This is a genomic window from Propionimicrobium sp. BV2F7 (assembly GCF_000510445.1).
Taxonomy (GTDB): domain Bacteria; phylum Actinomycetota; class Actinomycetes; order Propionibacteriales; family Propionibacteriaceae; genus Propionimicrobium; species Propionimicrobium lymphophilum.
Genome location: NZ_AZIS01000004.1, coordinates 344,878 through 364,876 on the forward strand (window position 1 = coordinate 344,878; position 19,999 = coordinate 364,876).

Consider the following 19,999-nt stretch of genomic DNA (forward strand, 5'->3'; position numbering starts at 1 on the left):
TCTAACAATTTTTTGACATTTGGGGTGTTTTTGTCGGAATAGCCGGCATCGTTTAGTGGTTGGAGTCACTTGGCCGAGTAATCGAAGGCCAGACGCGGGGTTCCGTCGTGGGTGTAGATGATTCCGCGCTCGACGAACCCGAATTCAGTGAGCGCCTTGCGCATGCTTTGGTTGTTGCGGTGGGTGTCGATGCGCAGGTAGCCGATCTTTTCGGCACAGAACTCGAAGCAGGCGCGGCCGACGCCTCGGGCTTTGCCGCTGGATGCCAGCCGGTGAATTACTCCGTAGGGCGAATCGCCACCCCAGACGCCGCCCTCGATTACGCGATAGGTTGGGTCGTCCTCGACCGAGAAGTAGAAGGTGCCAACGATTTCGTCGTCCGCGACGATCACGTAGCTGTTCGAACTTTCAACGTCGCTTCGCACGATGTCGCTGTCAGGATACCCAAACCCCCACTGGGTGTAGTTGCCTTCGTCGGCCATGTAGGCGCGCGCTTGATCATAGATCGCGACGATCGCGTCGAAGTCATCCATGGCGGTCTGCCTGATTCGCATACCTCATTGTAAAACTAGGTTCCCCAGCTAGGGCAGCGCAAGCCCTAGTCGTCGCACATAACCGTTATAAACATCGGGTGCATAAATCTGGCGTCTGCTCAGTTTCATGCACCCGACATTTTATTGGCGGACGCACGTCCACCTATTAGTGAACTGTGAGGTTCTTAAGGATCTGCCAGGTAACATGCAGCAAGCGGGCTTAGTGCGGCTAAATTAGCTCTTGCCCGAATCTTGACCAAAGCATTTTGTCCTGTCCGGGCATGACGAAGCCGCTGTCCTGGCCTTGGCTGGGTGTCTTGAAAGAAGCATGTTCTTGTTAACTACCACGTGTTCGATAGAAAGCCGCTAAGCGTGGGAATTCTCACTTTTCCATTGCTAAACAAAGTCACCATCGCGGCATTTGGCGTTCTCGGCGGGCTTGCGTTGTTGCTGCTTGTCTGGTGTCGTTGGCGTCCGTTGTCTACGAAAGGGCGCCTGCTGACGTTTTTGCCAGCAGCACTAGTCGGTTTATCCGGTTGGATACTCATAGACCAAACCTGGCGTCCATTCGCCGACCCAGTTGGCCGTTTTGTCTGGGTGATGGCATCTTGCGTGGTATTCGCTGCGACGCTGACGCTCGCCCGGCCAAAAGGTGCCCGGCAAGGAACCCTGTTTTCTAGGGCGGCCAAAATGCTTCGCGACCTGATCGCGCTGTTACTGGTTATGACCGGAGCGTTAGTTGCAGTCAACGCTAAATTCGGGGCCTACCAAAACTTGAATCGGCTGTTCAGTTTAGATGCCAAAGCTCAACCGCTAGCTCAAGCTAAAGCACAAGTGGATGCTTCGAAAGGCGCCCTGGCCGAGACACAAATTCCGGGAACTAAATCGGGGTTTAAGGCCCGCAACGCGCTGGTCTATCTGCCACCCGGCTATTCCGATGACGATTCACCGGCCCCACTGCTGGTGTTGCTGGCAGGCCAACCAGGCAACCCACAAGATTGGGTTTCCGGTGGTGGCTTGGTTGAAACTATGGATGGCTACGCAGCCAAGCACCGGGGCAAGATGCCCGTCGTAGTGGTGGCCGATCAATTGGGCAGCCCCGTAGCTAACCCGCTTTGCTCGGATGCGCTGCTGGGCAATGCGGCAACCTATCTGCAACAAGACGTGGTGGAGTGGGCAAAGGCTAATTTGAATGTCTCTGATGACCCGGCGCGTTGGGCTATCGGGGGCGTGTCCAATGGGGCAACTTGTGCACTACAGGTCGTCACCCGCAGACCTGACTTGTTCCACACTTTCTTGAGTTTTTCGGGCGAGCCGGAACCAAGCCTAGGCGATCGCAACCGCACCCTAAATGAAGGTTTCGGCGATCTGGCTAATTTTCAGCAAAACAATCCAAAAGATTTGATGGCGAAAAATAGCTATCCACAGATTGCCGGAATTTTTACCGCCGGCGACGACGACGAAAAATACGGCCCGCCGACCACCCAGTTGGCTCAGGCCGCCCGGAATGCGGGGATGAATGTTGAATTGCGTAACTATCCCGGCGGACATTCCTGGGCACTTTGGAATCATGCTTTAAGCGACCAGATTGATTGGCTATGCGACCGTTTAAACACTTAATCGCCCGCGTGGGGCGGCTAGCAAAATATGGCGTAACAAAGGCGCCCGTAACGCTTACCCTATTGATTTTTATGTGGGCCGTGCTGGTGACCACTGGGGTACGAATCCCTAGCCGGCTGCTGAACCACTTCGGGGTTGGCCCGGCTGGACTATTTGACGGTAAATGGTGGCCGGCACTGACTTCGGCTTTCTTCGCCAGCCACGTCGGTGCGGCGGTTGGCTGCACGATTCTGCTAGTTGCCATCTCGGCCCGCGTCGAAGCCAAGCTAGGCAGTATTCGTTTTTTCGTCATCGGAATTGCTGGGCAGGCTATCGGTGCTTTAGCCACGGCGGTAAGCGTCAAATTTTTGGGTCTATTCAGCGCCACTGAACGCAGCCTGTATAACGCGTTGGACGTCGGCTGCACTCCCTGGTTGATGGCTGTTTTACTGGCCGCCACCGGAAAGCTTGACACCCTTTGGCGACGGCGCGTGCGCACGAGCTCTTTCGTCGTGCTTTTCACCTTGCTTGCCTTTTCTGGTCATTTGCAGGATTTCGAGCGGCTATTCGCCGCACTTTTTGGCCTGGCGGTTGGCAGGTTGGCCTGGCAGAAAAATTCTCCTAGCCGCTCGCTGATCGGCACGACTCACGAAGGCCGGGTGCTGGTTTCGTTAGTGCTGGCTTCAGTTAGCACAGCGACTATTCTGACTGTTTTTGCCCCGCATGCTATTGGTCCGCTAGCTCAGATCAGCGCAATGATCCACGGCCCTGATTTTGACGCAGATGCGCTGGCTCATATCTGTGACGACCCTACCCAAGACCGGCTGTGTCGTTACACGCTTTCGCGAGCGGCCAATTATTCTCTGGGTGCAGCGCTAACTATGCTGCTGCCCCAATTCACCTGTTTGGTTCTGGCCGAAGGGCTGCGTCGGGGACGAAGGCTGGCTTGGGCGTTAGCGTGTGTCGTGAACCTGCTCATCGCGGCGATCGCGACCCTGAACATGTTGGGTCAGCTGGCGCTGTTTGAGGCGGTCAATGTTGTCCGGCTAATTATTCCGGTTGCTTTGCCATTGGCGATTCTGGTTTTGCTGGTGGCAACCCGCAGGTGGTTTAAGGTCGTCACCCCGAAGGCACCCATGCGGCGGCTGTTATTGACGGTTGCGGCTGTTTTCGTCGTTTCTTTGCTGGTCTGTGTTTTCGTTGGCGCGGCTTCAGCCGACGAGTTCTATCCGCAGGCCACTGTCTGGGCATTGATTGGCCAATTTTTTGTTCATTCGGCACCGATGTGGTCAATGGGGCTGCTGGTTGCGCCGATAGTTCCAATGACTTTCTTCACCCAGTTGGTGTTGACTTGGGTTCCGATGCTGCCTTGGTTGACGCTGCTGATTGGTTTGCTGCGAATCTTTTTGTACACCGGAGCGGTAGAAACTGTAGCTGAGCGTGATCGGCTGCGCGATTTGCTGGTGAAAAATGGTGGTTCGTCTTTTGGCTGGTGGGCCACCTGGCAAGGTAATTCGTACTGGTTCAGTAAGGATTCGGCTGCTGGTTTGGCCTATCGTCCCTGGGGTGGGGTGGCTTTGGTAACCGCCGATCCGGTGTGTGCACCGCAAGACCTCGACAAGGTAGTTGCCGAATTTTCCGCTTTTGCTACCGATGCTGGACTGATCCCGGCGTTTTATTCGGTTCATGCCCCCTGCCAGGCCGCGACCAGTCGGCTGGGCTGGTCCCGTCTGCAGGTTGCGGAAGAAACCATTTTAGACCTGCCAGACCTGGAGTTTAAGGGTAAAAAAATCCAGGACGTCCGCACTGCCATCAACAAAGCGAAAAAACAGAATATTTCAACACTTTGGACAACTTTTGGGGATGCTAGCCCAGCCGTCGTCGCACAGATTTTGACGATCTCTGAGGAGTGGATGAAGGCTAAGAAGCTGCCTGAGATGGGCTACACCCTTGGCTCTATTGACGAGCTGAAAGACCCTAATGTACGGCTACTAATTGCGCTTGATGAGGAACATACTGTTCATGGCATCACTAGCTGGCTACCGGTCTATAGGCAAGGTCAGCTAGTTGGCTTAACCCTAGATTTTATGCGTCGACGCTCACACGGTTTTTCTCAGGTAATGGAGCTTTTGATTGCCCAAGCAGCATTGGACGCAAAAGCTGAGGGGTTGAGTTTCATCAGCCTTTCGGGGGCGCCGCTGGCTAATATCGAGTCGCAGACCGATGGCTGGCTCGAGTGGCTGGGTAAAATTTTGGAGCCGGTTTACGGGTTCCGTTCGCTACTGGCTTTCAAGTCGAAATTCCAGCCTCGCTATGAACAGATTTTCTTGACGATTCCGGCACTCTCAAATTTGCCTGCGGTTGGACTGGCTATCGGCCACGCCTACCTTCCTAGCGTCAAACTGCGCGAGAGTATGCGGCTGAGCGGCGAGCTAATCCACGGCAACAAGAAGGCTGCTCCTGGCGTAAAAAATAATCCGTAGTCGGATCAAATTTTACGCCAGGACCCATGTGGCTAGTAGCCCAGGCTGGTGGCGGCCTCGCGGATCTGATCCGCACTTGCCCTCAGCTGCGAAAGCTCGGATTCACTGACCTCAAGCTCCAGTTGACGGACCGCGCCACGAGCGCCAACGATCGTCGGCACCGACATGCAGACGCCGCCGATGCCGTGCCAATTGGTCAACATCCTCGAAACCGGTAGCACCGCTCGCTCGTCGCGCAGGATCGCCTTAATGATGCGGCAGGCGCTGACACCAATCGCGAAATTCGTCGCGCCCTTGCCCTCGATGACCTCGTAGGCGGCGTTCACGACGCGCTGCGACATCTCGTCGAGCTTCTCCCCGGTGAAGCACTTTCCGTTGCCAAATTTCCAGTCGAGGATGGGCACGCCGCCGATACTAGCGGTGCTCCACATCGGGGTCTCGGAGTCGCCGTGCTCGCCACACATGTATGCGTGCACGTTGCCGGTGGCGACAGCACAAGTCTCGGCGATCAGCTGACGAAGCCTGGAAGAGTCCAACACTGTGCCTGAACCGAACAACCTCGACGGTGGCAGCCCAGAGATCTTCAAAGCGGCCTGGGTGGTGACGTCCACGGGGTTGGTCACCATCAGAAAGATGGCGTCTGGGGAGCGCTCGACCAGCGGGGGAAGAATGTTCTGCATCAGCTTGACCGTCGAACCCGCCAGGTCTAGGCGTGACTGGCCAGGCTGCTGTTTGGCGCCAGCGGTGATTACAACGACGTCCGAATCTGCGGTTGAATCGACGTCATCGGAGCCTTCGATGAGCGCCTCGGGCACGAACTGGCCACCGTGGATAAGGTCGAGGGCTTCTGCGCGGACCTTAGGCCCGTTGATGTCCTCGAGAACGATGTGCCTGGCGACGCCTTCGATCATCGCCGCGTATGCCAGCGACGAACCGACCGCACCGGCACCGACAATAGAGAGTTTTGAACCTTCTCGACGGCTGTCAATGTTTGAAATCATCGTTTTCCTCACTCTTATGGGCGGTTATCAAATAGCAGGTTCACACGGCCGCCGGATTCAACCGTGCGAACCTTGAGCCCATAAATAGGCTCCAAAATTTGGGGGGTGAAAACTTGAGTGGGAGTTCCTCTGGCAGCAACCTTACCGCCATCGAGGAGGATTATCTGGCCGCAGCACCGAGCCGCCAGGTTTAGATCGTGAAGCACAATTACCGTAGTCCGCCCGAGCTCCGAGATCAGGTCTAGAAGCGCGAATTGATGCCGCAGATCTAGGTGGTTGGTCGGTTCGTCCATCAGCAGGTGCGAGGACTGCTGGGCGATCGCGCGGGCGATCATCACGCGCTGACGCTCACCGCCGGAAAGATTTGTGACTAGCCGATCGGCTAGGTCTGTAAGTTCGACACGAGCCATCGCTTCGTCGACGAGGCTCTGGTCGGCGTCGTCGCCGTATCCAATCAGATGCCGGCTAGCCAGCCTGCCGAGGCCGACGGCATCACGAACGGTCAGCGGCAAAACCGCATCGCGTTCCTGAGCCACCACGGCTATTTGTTTGGCGATTTCTCGCCTACTCAGCTCGGCAATGTTTTTGCCGTCCACCAGCACTTCACCAGTGTCTGGCTTCAGAGCATTGTGTAGCGCCATCAGAAGGGTAGATTTTCCGCACCCGTTGACGCCGACTACGCCAACCACCTCGCCGTCAGACACGCTAAAGCTAACGTCGGAGATAATCCGACGTTTTCCACGGCTGACGGAGAGGCGGTTGACAGTAATCATTACTTCTTCAGCAGCTCTCCGAGCTTGACGGCGCCGTCAACAGACAGGGTTGTCGGCGGGTCGGTGAGGACGAACGGCAGGTAGACGATCTTGTCATTCTTCACAGCCTGCAGGCCGTCAGCACCGGCGTAACCCTTGAGGATCGCCTTGGCTTCCTCCGGCGTGGAGGAGTCGGCCATCAGCACGATCCACTCGGGGTCCTTTTCGAGAAGGGATTCCATGGATGCGTCGAATACGCGCTCCTTGGAGTCGTCGTAGACGTTCTTCAGGCCATTGGCTTCGAAGATCGGCTGAACCATGGAGCTGGTTCCGTAGGTGTAGAACTCGGTGGATCCCGGCATCACGAACAGCGCTGCGGCATTGGCCTTGCTGCCGGAAGGAGCTGCCTTCTTGACATCCTCGAGGCGCTTGGCAACCTTGTCCTTAACCTCCTTGGCCTTGTCCTGAACGCCGAACATGGTGGCGATCTTGTCGATCTCGTTGTAGACGAGATCGTAAGACGCGTGATCGGTGGTGTAGCCCGGACACATCGCGTCGGGCGAGTACAGCGGAACACCGGATGCCTTCAGCTTTTCACGGTCGGCGCCCTCGTCATAACCGAAGACGACGTCGGGGTTTACAGACAGCGCGGCCTCGGTGGACACTTTTGCGCCGCCGGTGCCGGTGTCGCCGGCCTCAAGTTGCGGGATGGCGTCGAGAGCCTTGTTCATTTCGGGGTAGCTCTCGTCGATGCGGCGGTTACCGGACTTGGCGACTACTTTGTCGGCCAGGCCTAGGTCGTAGAGGATTGAGAAGTCGGTTTCAGAGAGCAACAGAATGCGCTCCGGAGCCTTCTCGAATTCCAAAGTCTCGTTGCAGCTTTGAATCTTGGCAGGGAATCCTGCCTGCGCGGCGGACGATGCCGGAGCTGAAGACTCGCTTTCAGCATTGTTACTGGAACATCCGGTGAGAGCAAGACCGAGCGCTAGCGCTCCGGCGATGAGTTGTTTCCTCATTCTTTTTCCTTTCTTAACTTGCACGCCGTTGCCTCTTAATGAGGACTACTAAACAAGGCGCACCAATTAAACCTGTGATTACCCCGATCGGTAGCTCTGCAGGAGCAAATGCGACGCGGGCGATTGCATCCATCCAAACCAGGAACAGCGATGAAGCGAGTGCTGATCCGAGCACTAGGAAGCGATGTGAATATCCGATGAATGATCGAATGACGTGCGGCACGATCAGCCCGACAAAGCCAATTCCGCCTGCCGCCGCCACTGCTATTGCCACTGAAGCCGAAACGATAATCAGCATGACGACCCGCATCCTCGATGCATTCACTCCCACCGACTCGGCCGTTCTGTCTCCGCTCGCCAGAGCGTCGAGGATCGGGCCGCAGAAGAACATCACAGCCGTGAAAACCACGGCAACGATCACTAACAGCGGGAGTTGCGGCCACTGTGCGCGAGCCAACGACCCAAGCATCCAGAACATAACGGCCTGCGATGTTTCGGGGCTGCCAGAAGAAAATATGAGCAGGTTCGTTACTGCCTGAAAACCGAAGCCAGCTGCAAGACCTGCGAGTATAAGCTGCAGTGGCGTCGAGCCTTGACCGGCGACTGCCATCACCATCAGCGTAGCTATGAGTGCTCCCGCGAAAGCCATGCTGCCCGTGACCATGTAGTTGGACGCGCCGAGCACGATAATCGAAAGCGCCGCGCCAGTCGATGCACCGCTAGAAACGCCGAGCACGTAAGGCTCCGCCAGCGGGTTACGCACCAACGCCTGCAGAACGACACCCGCAACGCCCAGAATCGCGCCAACAGCCAGCCCAGCAATGATTCTTGGGACACGATTCTGCCAGACGATCGCATCGATGGCTGGCGTCCAGGTTTTATCGACGTTGAAACCAAGATGATCGAGTGTGACACCAACGATGTCTGGGATGCTCACGTTTGCTGACCCGAAAACTATGGAAAGCAGCGGGGTGAGGACCATCAAGAGCAGCAGAATTACAAGACGCACATTGCGCTTGCGTTTATTTTTTCTCCGCCTCAGGATTGTGCTCCCCTTGGCGGTAGCACTTTCCTGCATTCGGTTACTTTCGGTCGGGCCGGTTCGCGCGGCTAATGATACCTGCCGGTTAGAGGTCGGACTCGACTTACGTCTTACCGTTGCGCGTCAGTTTTGGGTTCTCACCAAATTCCCTGTACCGGCTATTAGGCAAGTTCGGATTGCCTAACAAATAGATATTCTTACACTACTTAACAGTTTTAGCAATGAATCACGCCTTGTTACGGCCAGTTGTTTCCAAACAAGAAGTTTGGGCCGCCCCAAGTGGGACGGCCCAAACCTCTTTATTTAGCTAGCAGCTGTTAGTGCTTGCGACGACGGATCGCGTAAGCGCCAGCACCAGCGGCAATCAGACCAAACGCTGCGATAGGCAGTGCGTCGGCGCCGGTGGTCGGCAGACCAGCCTTTGCCTTCTTCTTGAACTTCTTAGCCTTCTTGCCCGGGTCGTTCGGGTCAAGCGGGTCGGTGCCGTTGGCAATCTCGTCACCGTCGTTGATTCCGTCACCATCGGTGTCAGCCACGTTCGGGTTGGTAGGCTTGCCGCCATTCTTGGCGCCAGTGACCTCGTCACCGTCAGTCAGGCCGTCGCCGTCAGTGTCCGGGTTCAGCGGGTTGGTGTTACCAGGCTTGCCGTTCGGGTCGAACTTGTCGTTCTTGAACGGGTTCTTGGTGCCGTTGACCTCGTCGCCATCGTTGATGCCGTCGTTGTCGGTATCGGCCTTCAACGGGTCGGTGCCGGTAGCACCGTCCTTGTTGACCTTCGGGTTACCCTTGTCGTCCTTAACGGCATTACCGTTCTCGTCGACGTCGGTGCCAGCCTCCTGGCCATCATTCAGACCGTCGCCATCGGTGTCACCCTTGTTTGGGTCGGTGCCGATGTTCTTTTCGCGACCGTCAGAGATGCCGTCACCATCAGTGTCAGCCTTCTTCGGATCGGTATTGGTGGCGTTGTCCTTATTGACCTTAGGAGTACCGTCATCATTCTTGGTCGGGTTGCCCTTATCGTCAATATCGGTACCGGCCTCTTCACCATCCTTCAGACCATCACCATCAGTGTCGTCATTCTTAGGATCGGTACCAAGGTCCTTCTCACGACCATCAGAAACTCCGTCATTGTCGGTGTCGGGATTCTTCGGGTTGGTGCCGTCCTTCTTCTCATCCTCGTCCTTGACGCCGTCGTTGTCGTCGTCATCATCTTTAACGTCGGGGGTGCCGTCGTTGTCGGAATCGAGCTGGAAGATAGCCTCAGCCTCGTCGGCAGTTGCGCCGTCGGGGTAGGTGACTACAACAGGAACCTTAACCTCTTCAGCGGTGTCGCCCTTGAGGTCAGCCTTGGCAGGAGCCTTAGCGGTGACAACACCGGTCATAGGATCGACAGTCACAGTCCAGCCTTCTGGGGCCTTCCAGCCGTCCTTGATCTGGTACTTGGTGCCTTCCGGAGCCTTCTTGTCGCCGGCGTAAACCGGAGCGGCAGTCTTGGACTCGCCAGGAGCAACTACAACGGGATCACCGTAACCAGGCTGGTAGTCAGCAACAATCGGGCAGCCGTCCTTGTCGACCTTGGTGCCAGCAGGGGTGTCAGCGCACTTGTCCTTGGAGTTCGGAACACCGTCGTTGTCATCGTCGCCGTCCTTGACGGTAACGGTGGAGGTGTCCAGAACCTTGTCACCGTCCTTGACCTTAACAACGATCTTGTCGCCGTCGTTCAGATTAGCAGGAACCTTGACAACTACGTTGCCATTCTCATCGATGGCACAAGTAGCGCCCTTGTCGGCCTCGCAAGTAACAGTCTTCGGCAGAGGACCGTTAGCCGGATCCTTGTCGAGAGTTACATCAGAACCAGGAGCACCAGTGCCGTCATTCCATGCCGGGCAACCATTGTTGGAGGCCGGACCAGCAATAGTCGGGCAGTTATCCTTGTCGTTCGGGACGCCGTCGTTGTCGTCATCTTTAGCATCAGGCTTAGTAACGGTAACGGTGGAGGTGTCTAGAGTCTTGTCGCCATCCTTAACGGTGACGTTAATTATGGTGTCAGGAGCAGCATTTTCAGGAACCTTAACGGTCACGTTGCCGTCCTGGTTAACGGTGCAGGTAGCGCCGTTATCTGCCTCGCACTTGACGGTATCTGGCAGCTTGCCGTTAGCAGCGTCCTTGTTCAGAGTTACGTCAGAACCAGGAGTACCCTCACCATCACCCCAAGCAGGGCAACCCTTATTAGAGGCCGGACCAGCAATAGTCGGGCAGTTATCCTCAGCATCCGGAACACCGTCATTGTCGCCATCAGCAGGCTTAGTAACAGTCACCTTAGAGGTGTCCAGAGTCTTGCCGTCCTTGTCCTTAACAGTAACGGTGACCTCGGTGCCAGGCTTAGCGTCCTTAGGAAGCGTTACCTTGACATCACCGTTCTCATCAATGACACAAGTAGCGCCATTATCAGCCTCACACTTGGTGTCCTTAGGCAGCGGACCATTCTTCTCATCCTTAGGCAGGACTACATCAGAACCAGGCTCACCCTCACCATCACCCCAAGCAGGGCAACCCTTATTGGAAGCCGGACCAGCCAAGTCAGGACAGTTGTCCTTGTCGTTCGGGACGTTGTCGCCGTCGTTGTCGTTAGTGAGAACCTCAACCGGAACGTTAACGACCTCAGAAGAGCGGTCGGGGTAGGTGATCTTTACGGGGATCTCGTACTTACCGGGCTTGGTTTCGGCGGTCGGAGCTACCTTGATGGAACCATCTTCGGCGCAAACCTCTACGGTCTGGAACGGTGCTTTGCCACCGAGTTCGAACTTGGTGCCCTCAGGAGCCTCAGCCGTCTCCTTATCAGGAGTGGAGGTGTTATCGAAGGTCGGCTTGGCAATGACGATTTCCTTGCCAGCCTCAACCTTGGAGTCCTGGACGTAAGCCGGCTCGTAGGTGTCGGCGTCAGAAGGCAGAACCTTAACGGGAACCCAAGTCTTAACAGTGAGCTTCTGCTTATTGTTTAGCGGATCGGTCATAGTGACCTCAACCGGAATGCGGTAAGCACAAGGGTTAACATCTGCACCAGGCTTTACAGTCACTACACCATCGGTACCAATAGTTGCCCAGTCCTTAGCGCCTTTACCTAGCTTGAAAGTTGCATCCGCGGGGAAACCAAATTTGCCATCAGAGATCTTGTTAAGACCCTTGGTTTCCCTGGTTGCGTAAGGCTTTTCGGTTGCCTTAGTGCTGCCCTTCTTAACCTCGATTGCATCGTACTTCGCATTGAGCGTACGAACGATGAAAGAGTCAGCAGAGAGTTCGTTATCCGCAGCCATCAGCGTAGCGGTGTAAACCTCTCCGTCTTTAGCGTTCTCAGGTACCCGGAAGTTCGCCTTGCTGGCATCGCTCAGTTTCGTCAAGCCTTCAGTAACCTGAACGATCTTGCCATTGGAATCCTTCCAAACAATCTTATTCGGAAGGGGAGACAACTCTTTACCGGCCAGCTTCAACTCAGCGGTCTGGCCAGGCTGAGCAAAGTTGTCCTGAGCGTCAAAGTTAGTGATGTCCAGCTCTACCTGAACGCTAAGCACCAGAGCCAGATTCACGTTGTACCAGTTGCGGCGGATCAGATTTTCAGCCGAAGAAGGCTGCGGTGTCCAAGAGGCGTTCGAGTTGAACATGTTGAACGTCGGGCGCATGAACGAGGAATAATTCGGAACAGGCTTACCGTTCTTGTCTAGAACGAACATGTACATGCGGTCTACATCAGCACCAGCATTCTCTGGCAGCCGAATGGTGTACATGCCTTTTTCGTTAGTGAGAGCGGTATAAGTGCCCTGTATGTATTCGGGATGATCAGTAAGCATGTCCCGAACAGCAACTTCCCTGTCATTAACGTTCGGTGTTGCCTTGCGGAGCTGAGCAAGCGCGGCCTTCCCCTCAGCGGTAAGCATGGAAAGAACTACCTTGTAGCCTTCGACAGCGACATCACCGGAGTTATTAAAGTTGGGACCAGTAGCCGAATTAGCTAAATCACCAGCGGCCGACTCAAACCAGACCTTGCCGGAGACCGAATCAGTTACAGAAAGATCAGTCGCCGGGGCGGTCAGAGCACCCTTCTCGTCGTGGATCCATTCAGCCTTAGGGCGAGTCATATAATCATTCGGCATGGTGTACATGAAGACTGCTGTGCGCTGCATGTTTGTGCCGATTAGGGGGAATTGCCCGAGATTATTGCCAGTTACGGAGTTAACGAGGGAACCGGGGAAGAATCCGCCAGCCTGACGAACCATGGACACATCATTGCCAGCAGGATCGGTGAAGTCTTGAATCCAAATCCTGTAGTATTGACCGCTTATAGATTTATAAACGTGCTGTTTTCCGGTGTTATCTACCCAAGGCTTACGCAGATCAAATGCGTATGCACCAGGACCAACCTGGCTGCCATCCGACTGATCTAACGTTTTTACTATGGTCGAATATATCGGAGATGCTGCCCCGTCCGTATCTCGCCACTGCAGATAAACCTTCGTGCCATCAGGTACCGGAGTAGCCCCATTAGACGTGGTGGCAGGAGTTCCTACGCCGCCGAAGAATGCGCGCCCAGACAGCGTATTCTTGGCGTTCGATGCGTCAGTCGTGGTCTTAATGTAACCGGACTTGAAGGCGTCAGCCTCGATAATGTTGTCAGCCTTGAGAGCAATCTCAGGCTTGTTTCCTTCAGTGGCTTCTCCTGGTTTGCCCTCAATAGCAGTGTCGCCAATGTAAGTGGGGCAATTACCCGCTGCCGCAACAGCAGCATCTCCGGGAGCCGCGTGAGCAGTGCCAGCAGCTAGCGAGGGAACGAATGTCGTCACCATTGCTACTGCAGACAGGCCTGCCAGCAACTTCTTCCGGAAGCTACGCGACTTTTCGGCCTTTGCAGGCTCGGTATTTTAGTCATTGCTTCTCCATGTAGGGGGGGGTGAAGCACGGGGAGAGAAAATCAAGCCTCGCAATAGCCAAGCCGAACAGCTTCCCCCCCCCGACGCTATTTCTTTCAGTTAGATGCACAAAGACACCTAAGCTTGAATAAAACATTACCCCCAAGCCTCCACCTGAGCAAGATAGGTTTCATAGACAGAGATTTCTCCGTCATACCGCACTTATTACACCTGTTATTTCACACCTCGCTACCCCTCCTATACGCAGTTTTGCCGCGGCGAGGGCCGCGGCAAAACGCTATTTAGATTGCTTCCGAAAAGCAGTTATTAACTTGTTTTTACACCTTATATGTAGGGGCGATTTATAGGTCTCCCCTTCGGGCTGCGTTGCGGGCGCCGAAGGCAATCGCGCAGCCACCAAACACTGCAATCGCCAGGATTCCCACGCCAACCGGGCCACCCGTCCTCGGCAGGCCCTTTGGCGCGGCAACAGGAGTTGCAGTCGGGGAAGCCTTGGTCACTGCATTCACGGTGATCGGCAGCTCGAGAGTGGTTTCCTTTGCCTTGAACACGATGTTGTGTTCGCCAGCCTGGGCTGCCTTCGGGGTCTTCACCTCGGCGACAAAAGTGCCGTCCTCCTCAGCGGTCACAGTGCCGAGGCTTACCGGGGTGGAGTGGAACTCAACCTCGATCTTCTCGCCAGGCACGAAACCGGAGCCATTGGCCATCACTGATTCGCCGGGGAAGATCTCGGACTTGTCCAGGACGACCTTAGCCTCAGGGGCCTTAGAGGTTTCGGTTGGTGAAGGCTCCGCCGACTCGGTGTTCTCCTCAGTCACCTTTTCGGTTTTCCCAGTGCTGGTCTCAGTTTCCGCGGGCGAGGCAGCAGGAGACTCACTCAAGGCAGCAGACGGAGTTTCCTCGGCCGAGGTCTCGCTCGCCTCTGCAGCAGGAGTCTCGACAGACGACTTGGTCGCCGACTCGGAAGCAACAGGATGAGTAGCGCTGGTCTGCGCTGCGGAAGGCTTGACGGAAGCGTTCGGGGCAGCGGACTCGGTGGCGCCCGCTTCCGGAACCGCATCAGCCTTCGGCTCCTTAGTCTTTGTGCCGCTGGCATCAACCTTCTCGATGAAAGCGAAAGTGTGTCCCAGCTGCTTGGGCTGGTACCCGTCAGCCGCAACAGTGACGCGCAGCTTCGAGCCATCGGCGGCAATCTTCAGCTTGGCGTCGCACTCGACGGCCTCGAAGGTGGTGCCGTCGGCAGCATACTCGCACTTAAGAGTCGGGGTGATGGACTGGTCGTCCAGCTTAACGCTGAAACCAACATCGTCGCCGGCCTTCAGACCCTCACCTGCGGTGGTGGTCAAAGTGGCCTTCCCGAGGTCCTTATCGCCGGACTTTGTGCCACCGATGGTGAAGGTGGACTCGGTGGTGGCGCCGTCGGCCAGAGTGGCGGTGATGGTGGCCTCGCCGGCAGCAACGCCGGTCACCTCACCTGTGGCGGAGTCGACCTTCGCAATCTCGGGCGCGCTGGAGGCGAACTCCTTCACCCTAAGGGTAAGGTTGCCGGCGCTAACCACCATCTTGGTGGACTCGCCAACGGCCAGATTGGAGTTAGCTACCGAAGTGACCTCGTTGGCGTTCACATTGACGACAGAAGACAGCTTGTAATCGCCATTCAGGCCGGCAGGCTTGGCGTCAGCGTTGCCGTCGAAATAAAACTGGCCAGCAACGAAACTGCGGTCGGCTCCGGAAACCAGAGCGAATGCCTGCGCGCGGCTCTTCGGGTTCAAAAGGTTGTGCAGATGGGCGGTATCGCTGGTCCACTTGCCCTCAGTTGCGGCCAGGTCCTTCTCCTCGGATGCCCAAAGATCAATCGCACCCTTGACGTCCATGCTCGTGCCGGACGCCAAAATCTCGAAACCAGCATCGCGGCCGTCGAGAGTTGCGGTCTTCGGCTTGGAACCATCCGGACGGGTGTGACCCTTAGCGATGGTCTGCTCGAACGCACGCTGAACAGCAACCTTCTCGAGAGCCGAGTCCCAGACCACGGCATCAAGGTACTGCTGCTTGTTCATGCCGTTCTCAGCGACGACGCTCTGCAGCGCTTTGCCGTCGAACTTAACGTTCTTGTCGAACATGGCACCGCGCAGCTTCTTCAGCTCCGCCTGGCTAGTGGCCATGACCTCGTCCTGACTCAGCGAGACGGTCGCCTCTCCGACGACGGAAGTATCAGTGCCGCCCAGCGAAACACCCAGCTCCGCGTCCTTGGCGGACGAAGCCGACGACGTTGCGGCGTAACCACCAACCAGCAGCACAGCAGCCAGTGGGGCTGCAAGCAGTTTAGAAAGTTTGGACATGGATCTTCCCCTCTTGTCTTGACACGCACGCTAACCAGCAAGACGCCGATACGTTAAATAAAGGCCGTTAAATGCCTAAACCCTCACTTGAGACTGCACACTCGTAGACTTGAGGTCATGAGCGAGTTAAATAAGGAAGAAATCCAACAGCTAGCCCAGTGGCTATCTAAAGCAAAACGAGGCGTCTTCTTTGGCGGCGCCGGGGTGTCCACCGCCTCCGGCATCCCCGATTTCCGCTCAGCCACCGGCCTGTACACCACGGCCAAAGGCAACATGCCTCCCGAATACATGCTCAGCCACAGCTGCTACCTGCAAGACCCCGAAGCGTTCTACGACTTCCACCGCGCGCACATGATCTTCCCCGAAGCCAAGCCAAACGGGGCACACACCGCGCTCGCCAAACTCGAGGAGCTCGGCCACATCAAGGCAATCGTGACGCAAAACTGCGACGGCCTACACCAAGAAGCCGGCTCGAAAACGGTCTGGGAGCTACACGGCAGCGTCGACCGCAACTACTGCCCAGACGGCCACGTCTACGACAAGGTCTGGATGAAGGAGTCCACCGGGGTGCCGCACTGCCCCGTCGACGGCAAGCAGGTTCGCCCAGACATCGTGCTGTACGAGGAGGGCCTCAACCCCGAGGTCATCAGCGAGGCCGTCAGGGCGATCGAGAGCGCAGACCTGCTCATCATCGGCGGCACCTCGCTCAACGTCTACCCTGCAGCAGGCATGATCAATTACTACCGGGGCAGCCACCTAGTGCTAATTAACAGGGACGCTACCCCGGCCGATAACCAGGCAGACCTGGTTATTCGCGATTCCATCGACGAAGTCATGACCGCGGCAGTGGAATAACCGGCCCGCCACCGAGCCGTATTTCTGCCAAATCCCACTCGCTAATCGAGCTTTCCTGGAAGCGCACCACAAAACCCCTAGTCAGAGTGTTGGCCGCAAAAAAAGAACTCGATTTTTAGAAATAGCGAGTACGATTTGGCAGAAATTTAACCGCGAACTGCCCGCAACCAGGTCTGGAGGCCCGGCATCGCGGTGAGATCCAGGTTCGGGCTAGCCAAAAAACGCCCGTCGAGTGTCATGAATAAGCAGTCGATCTGCGGGGTTTGCTGATCTAACACGATCGCGTCGTCGAGACCCATCGCAAGAAACGCGGTGGAATAGGCCTCGCAGGTCATGCCGTCAGGCCCGACGACGAGCACTGCCACCAGGTCGGTCAGTGCTGGCGCCCCCGTCTGTGGATGCAGGACGTGGCTGCCCTGACGCCCACGGGTGATTTTGCTGCCCATATCCGCGGAAACAGAAAGCGACCTGTCCGAGATGGTCAACGTTCCGAATGTTTCCCAACCCTCCCACGGGCTTTGGACGCCGATTTTCACGGGACGCCCACTCACCCGAATGGACGACGTCCCAAGACTAGAAACGACGCTGGTAGCGCCAGCATCGAGCGCAATCTGAGCTAGCCGATCGGCAGCATAACCTTTCGCAATCGCCCCGAGATCGATGATCGTGCCCGCAGGAGCATCCAGACGGGCTTGACCGTCGCGAAGTTCCAGGCTGCCGGCAGCAGCAGACGCACGAGGGAACCCGCTCTCCCCCAACTGCTGCCAGGAAGATGCCTGGGCACCCATGAAGATGTTGAAGACGTCCAGCCGTTTGCTCAGCCGAAGTGCTGCGAAGAGAACTTCGAAAGTTTCCGGGCTAACCGAAACCCAATAACCGCGGTTAGCGCAGATGCGAGAAACGTCGGAATCGGGGATGAACCGGCTGAGCAACAGCTCGAGCCGGCGGCACTCCTCCTGGAGCCGCGCTTTGAGCGTGATCCCCGTATCGACGCCAGGAGGAGCAGTGTCGTAGCTACACGACACGCTGGCCAGGGTGCCCATCGTGCGAAAAGTGGTCTTTACAGTTCTTGAACCTACCGAATCATCCATTCGGTAAATTTTCCCCTTTCGAACCAAGACACAACCGCAAGACGTTAACCAGCTTCGTTAGCCGACTCGACGGCGTCGCGGATAGCACCTAAGAAGACCCTATAGCTAACTGAGGCGCCAGCGATAGATTCGACCTCATTTTGATTATTTGTTTCCTTCAACTGGCTCATGTACGACTTTTCGGCCTCGATCGCGTTCTGGGCACGCTGGTAGAACGTCTTGTCAGCAGGTGTTCCGTCGGATCCCAGGCCGTAATTCTCGTCGTGAGGAGTGCCGTCCTTGTCTCGAATGATGAACGAGACGTCGGTGACTTTGCCCCCGGAAATGGTGAAGTCAACAGTGCCGACCGAGCCGTCGCGCTCAGGCTCGGACTGACCAGTGTAAGAGCCGTCGGGCAGCTCGGAAACAGGTGCGGACTTAGGCACGCACCCGCTCAGTAACATCGTTCCGATGGCCGCGGCCAGCATGAGTGTGGCGTCTGTCTTGCGCATTAGGCTTCCTTTTCTTCGGTGCGGTAGCGGGCGCTGCCTTTGGTCGGTGTCGCGGAAATGTCGTTCACCTCGCGCGCGATCCTGCCGTGCTCGAGGATGATCTGACGCTGCCCCTGGGCAGCCACCTCGGCGTCATGCGTGACGACGATCAGCGTGGTGCCGGCGTCGTGGAGCTGGTGGAAGAAGTCGATGACGATCTTCTCGTTCACCTCGTCCAGGTTGCCGGTGGGCTCGTCGGCCAAGATCACCGACGGGTGATTGATGAGCGCGCGGGCAACACAAACGCGCTGCTGCTCACCACCGGACAGCTCGCTTGGCAGGTGCGTGGCGCGATCCGCCATGCCGACACGTTCGAGCGCGGCCATGGCCTCCTGCTCGTCGGGAATCGAGTGGTAGTACTGCGCCAACATCACGTTCTCCACCGCATTCAGGTGCTTGACCAGGTGGAACTGCTGGAAAACCAGGCCGATCTTGTGACGACGCACGTTAGCGAGCTCCGGCTCGCCCATCTTGTCCAGGCGGTCGCCCTCCAGCAGCACGACGCCGTCGGTGGGCGTGTCCATGCAGCCCAGAATGTTCATCAGCGTCGACTTTCCGGAGCCAGAAGGCCCGACGATGCTCACCCATTCGCCCCGGGTGATCTCGAGGCTGACGTTGTCGAGCGCGGCCAGGTCGCCGTACCTGCGGCTGACCCCGCGAACCGAGTAAACCGATTCGGCTGGCTGAATTTTCGCGTCCATTTCTTATTCTCCGCTCAAAACGTTACTTGGTTTGATCTGCGAGATCCTGCGGGCGGGCAGCAGCGTGCCCGCCAGGCTGATCGCGGTGGAAATTAGCAGTGTGATTGGCACAACCCACCAGTTGATGTTTAGGTCGATGGCGAAAGCGCGCACCGAGATGACGTCGGCGATCCAGATGCCGACGGCCACACCGATTGCGCCACCGAACAGGCCGAGCAGCACGGATTCGCCCAGCAGCTCGCCCATGATGTCATTACTCAGCGCGCCCAGCGCCTTCTTCAGGCCGAATTCTTTGGCGCGCTCGGTGACGATGGCGTTCAATGTCGCCGAAACCGAGATGACGGTCAGCACGACGATGATCGCGCTCACCATCCAGATCAGGGTCTGCATGGTCTGCGCAATGCCGGATTCGTTCTCGCTGGTGCGACGAACCACCTCGGCCTCGACGCCCTCGTTGGACTCGGTTATCTCGCCGGCTAGCTGGTTGATTGTCGCCGTATCACCGTCGATGGAATACTCCACTAGGTTGTAGCCGGGCTGCACGTTGAACTGCGCTAGGCCCTCGGGCGTCATGACGATGGAGTCGTCCTCTGGCCCGCCCGTGCGCAGAATTCCGGAGACCTTGAGCTGTTTGGCCGTGCCCTTCTCGGTGGTCGGTTCTGTCAGTCCGACGTTCTTACCGATCTCGAAGCGGTAAAGCTCCGCCACCGATTCCCCCACCAAAATCTGGTCGGGCCCGGTTGGCCTTTCGCCGTCGATCTCCCAATAAGGACGAACCTTTGCGACGTCGTCCATGTTGGTTGCAACCACCTGAATCGACTGCTGGTTATACAGCAGGTTCGAGTATTGATAGCCGGCCCTGCCGAGAGTCTTGTCGCCGGCCAGCTTGTCGACGTCCTCGACTTTGTCGGGACTGATCGCGTCGGCTCCCTGCGGCAGCACCACCATGTTAGCGCCGTAGCTGCGCAGCTCGGCTGTCAGCTGCTTGGGGACGGTGTACGCCACCAGGCCGAGCCCGGAAAGCGTTGCCGCGCCAACCGCGATAGAAAGCGACGCAATCAACACTCGAGACATCCGTCGCCACAGCGACTTCGTGATCATGCGCAGATACATGCGCCTTTGCTTGCTGTTCATC

At 56.9% G+C, this 19,999-nt stretch carries 14 protein-coding genes and 1 riboswitch; of the genes, 3 read left to right on the plus strand and 11 right to left on the minus strand.

Annotated elements, in window-relative coordinates; all coding sequences use genetic code 11:
- Positions 1-65: 65 nt before the first annotated feature.
- On the minus strand, positions 66-554 hold the full coding sequence (locus HMPREF1255_RS05930) for a GNAT family N-acetyltransferase (RefSeq protein WP_024111165.1): 489 nt from the start codon (positions 552-554) through the stop codon (positions 66-68).
- Positions 555-905: 351 nt separating this feature from the next.
- Here HMPREF1255_RS05930 and HMPREF1255_RS05935 point away from each other — a divergent pair, with 351 nt between their 5' ends.
- Complete coding sequence (locus HMPREF1255_RS05935; RefSeq protein ID WP_155948498.1) at positions 906-2,153, plus strand: alpha/beta hydrolase-fold protein; 1,248 nt, start codon at positions 906-908, stop codon at positions 2,151-2,153.
- A 71-nt stretch (positions 2,154-2,224) separates the two neighbouring features.
- Complete coding sequence (locus HMPREF1255_RS05940; RefSeq protein WP_024111109.1) at positions 2,225-4,615, plus strand: DUF2156 domain-containing protein; 2,391 nt, start codon at positions 2,225-2,227, stop codon at positions 4,613-4,615.
- A gap of 32 nt (positions 4,616-4,647) precedes the next feature.
- On the opposite strand, the gene HMPREF1255_RS05945 is transcribed toward HMPREF1255_RS05940, so the two are convergent.
- From HMPREF1255_RS05945 to HMPREF1255_RS05970, 6 genes are all read right to left on the minus strand, one after another.
- The gene (locus HMPREF1255_RS05945) at positions 4,648-5,616 is read right to left on the minus strand and encodes an L-lactate dehydrogenase (protein WP_024111167.1); all 969 of its coding nucleotides are present in this window, start codon (positions 5,614-5,616) and stop codon (positions 4,648-4,650) included.
- Positions 5,617-5,630: 14 nt separating this feature from the next.
- Entirely contained in the window at positions 5,631-6,389 is a 759-nt protein-coding gene (locus HMPREF1255_RS05950; protein WP_016455041.1) for an ABC transporter ATP-binding protein, read from the minus strand.
- A complete protein-coding gene (locus tag HMPREF1255_RS05955; RefSeq protein ID WP_051395007.1) occupies positions 6,389-7,384 on the minus strand; it encodes an ABC transporter substrate-binding protein in 996 nt (331 codons plus the stop codon). The genes HMPREF1255_RS05950 and HMPREF1255_RS05955 overlap by 1 nt, the downstream gene beginning before the upstream one ends.
- 13 nt (positions 7,385-7,397) lie before the next feature.
- The gene (locus tag HMPREF1255_RS05960) at positions 7,398-8,462 is read right to left on the minus strand and encodes an iron ABC transporter permease (protein ID WP_051394998.1); all 1,065 of its coding nucleotides are present in this window, start codon (positions 8,460-8,462) and stop codon (positions 7,398-7,400) included.
- A gap of 33 nt (positions 8,463-8,495) precedes the next feature.
- A riboswitch (cobalamin riboswitch) is annotated at positions 8,496-8,626 on the minus strand.
- 117 nt (positions 8,627-8,743) lie between these two features.
- Complete coding sequence (locus HMPREF1255_RS09430) at positions 8,744-13,261, minus strand: Rib/alpha-like domain-containing protein (protein WP_197016982.1); 4,518 nt, start codon at positions 13,259-13,261, stop codon at positions 8,744-8,746.
- 428 nt (positions 13,262-13,689) lie between these two features.
- Entirely contained in the window at positions 13,690-15,687 is a 1,998-nt protein-coding gene (locus HMPREF1255_RS05970) for an Ig-like domain-containing protein (RefSeq protein WP_024111228.1), read from the minus strand.
- 117 nt (positions 15,688-15,804) lie between these two features.
- Here HMPREF1255_RS05970 and HMPREF1255_RS05975 point away from each other — a divergent pair, with 117 nt between their 5' ends.
- Positions 15,805-16,542 (plus strand): NAD-dependent protein deacylase, encoded by a 738-nt coding sequence (locus HMPREF1255_RS05975; protein ID WP_024111177.1) that lies wholly within the window; start codon positions 15,805-15,807, stop codon positions 16,540-16,542.
- A 146-nt stretch (positions 16,543-16,688) separates the two neighbouring features.
- On the opposite strand, the gene HMPREF1255_RS05980 is transcribed toward HMPREF1255_RS05975, so the two are convergent.
- The 4 genes from HMPREF1255_RS05980 to HMPREF1255_RS05995 are packed head-to-tail and all read right to left on the minus strand — an operon-like array spanning position 16,689 to position 19,998.
- Positions 16,689-17,633, minus strand: coding sequence for an FAD:protein FMN transferase (locus HMPREF1255_RS05980; RefSeq protein ID WP_024111155.1), 945 nt, complete (start codon positions 17,631-17,633; stop codon positions 16,689-16,691).
- A 44-nt stretch (positions 17,634-17,677) separates the two neighbouring features.
- Positions 17,678-18,124, minus strand: coding sequence for an FMN-binding protein (locus HMPREF1255_RS05985; protein ID WP_024111053.1), 447 nt, complete (start codon positions 18,122-18,124; stop codon positions 17,678-17,680).
- Positions 18,124-18,864, minus strand: a complete 741-nt coding sequence (locus HMPREF1255_RS05990; protein ID WP_016455031.1) for an ABC transporter ATP-binding protein — start codon at positions 18,862-18,864, stop codon at positions 18,124-18,126. The genes HMPREF1255_RS05985 and HMPREF1255_RS05990 overlap by 1 nt, the downstream gene beginning before the upstream one ends.
- A 3-nt stretch (positions 18,865-18,867) precedes the next feature.
- Positions 18,868-19,998, minus strand: a complete 1,131-nt coding sequence (locus HMPREF1255_RS05995; protein ID WP_024111202.1) for an ABC transporter permease — start codon at positions 19,996-19,998, stop codon at positions 18,868-18,870.
- Position 19,999 lies beyond the last annotated feature (1 nt).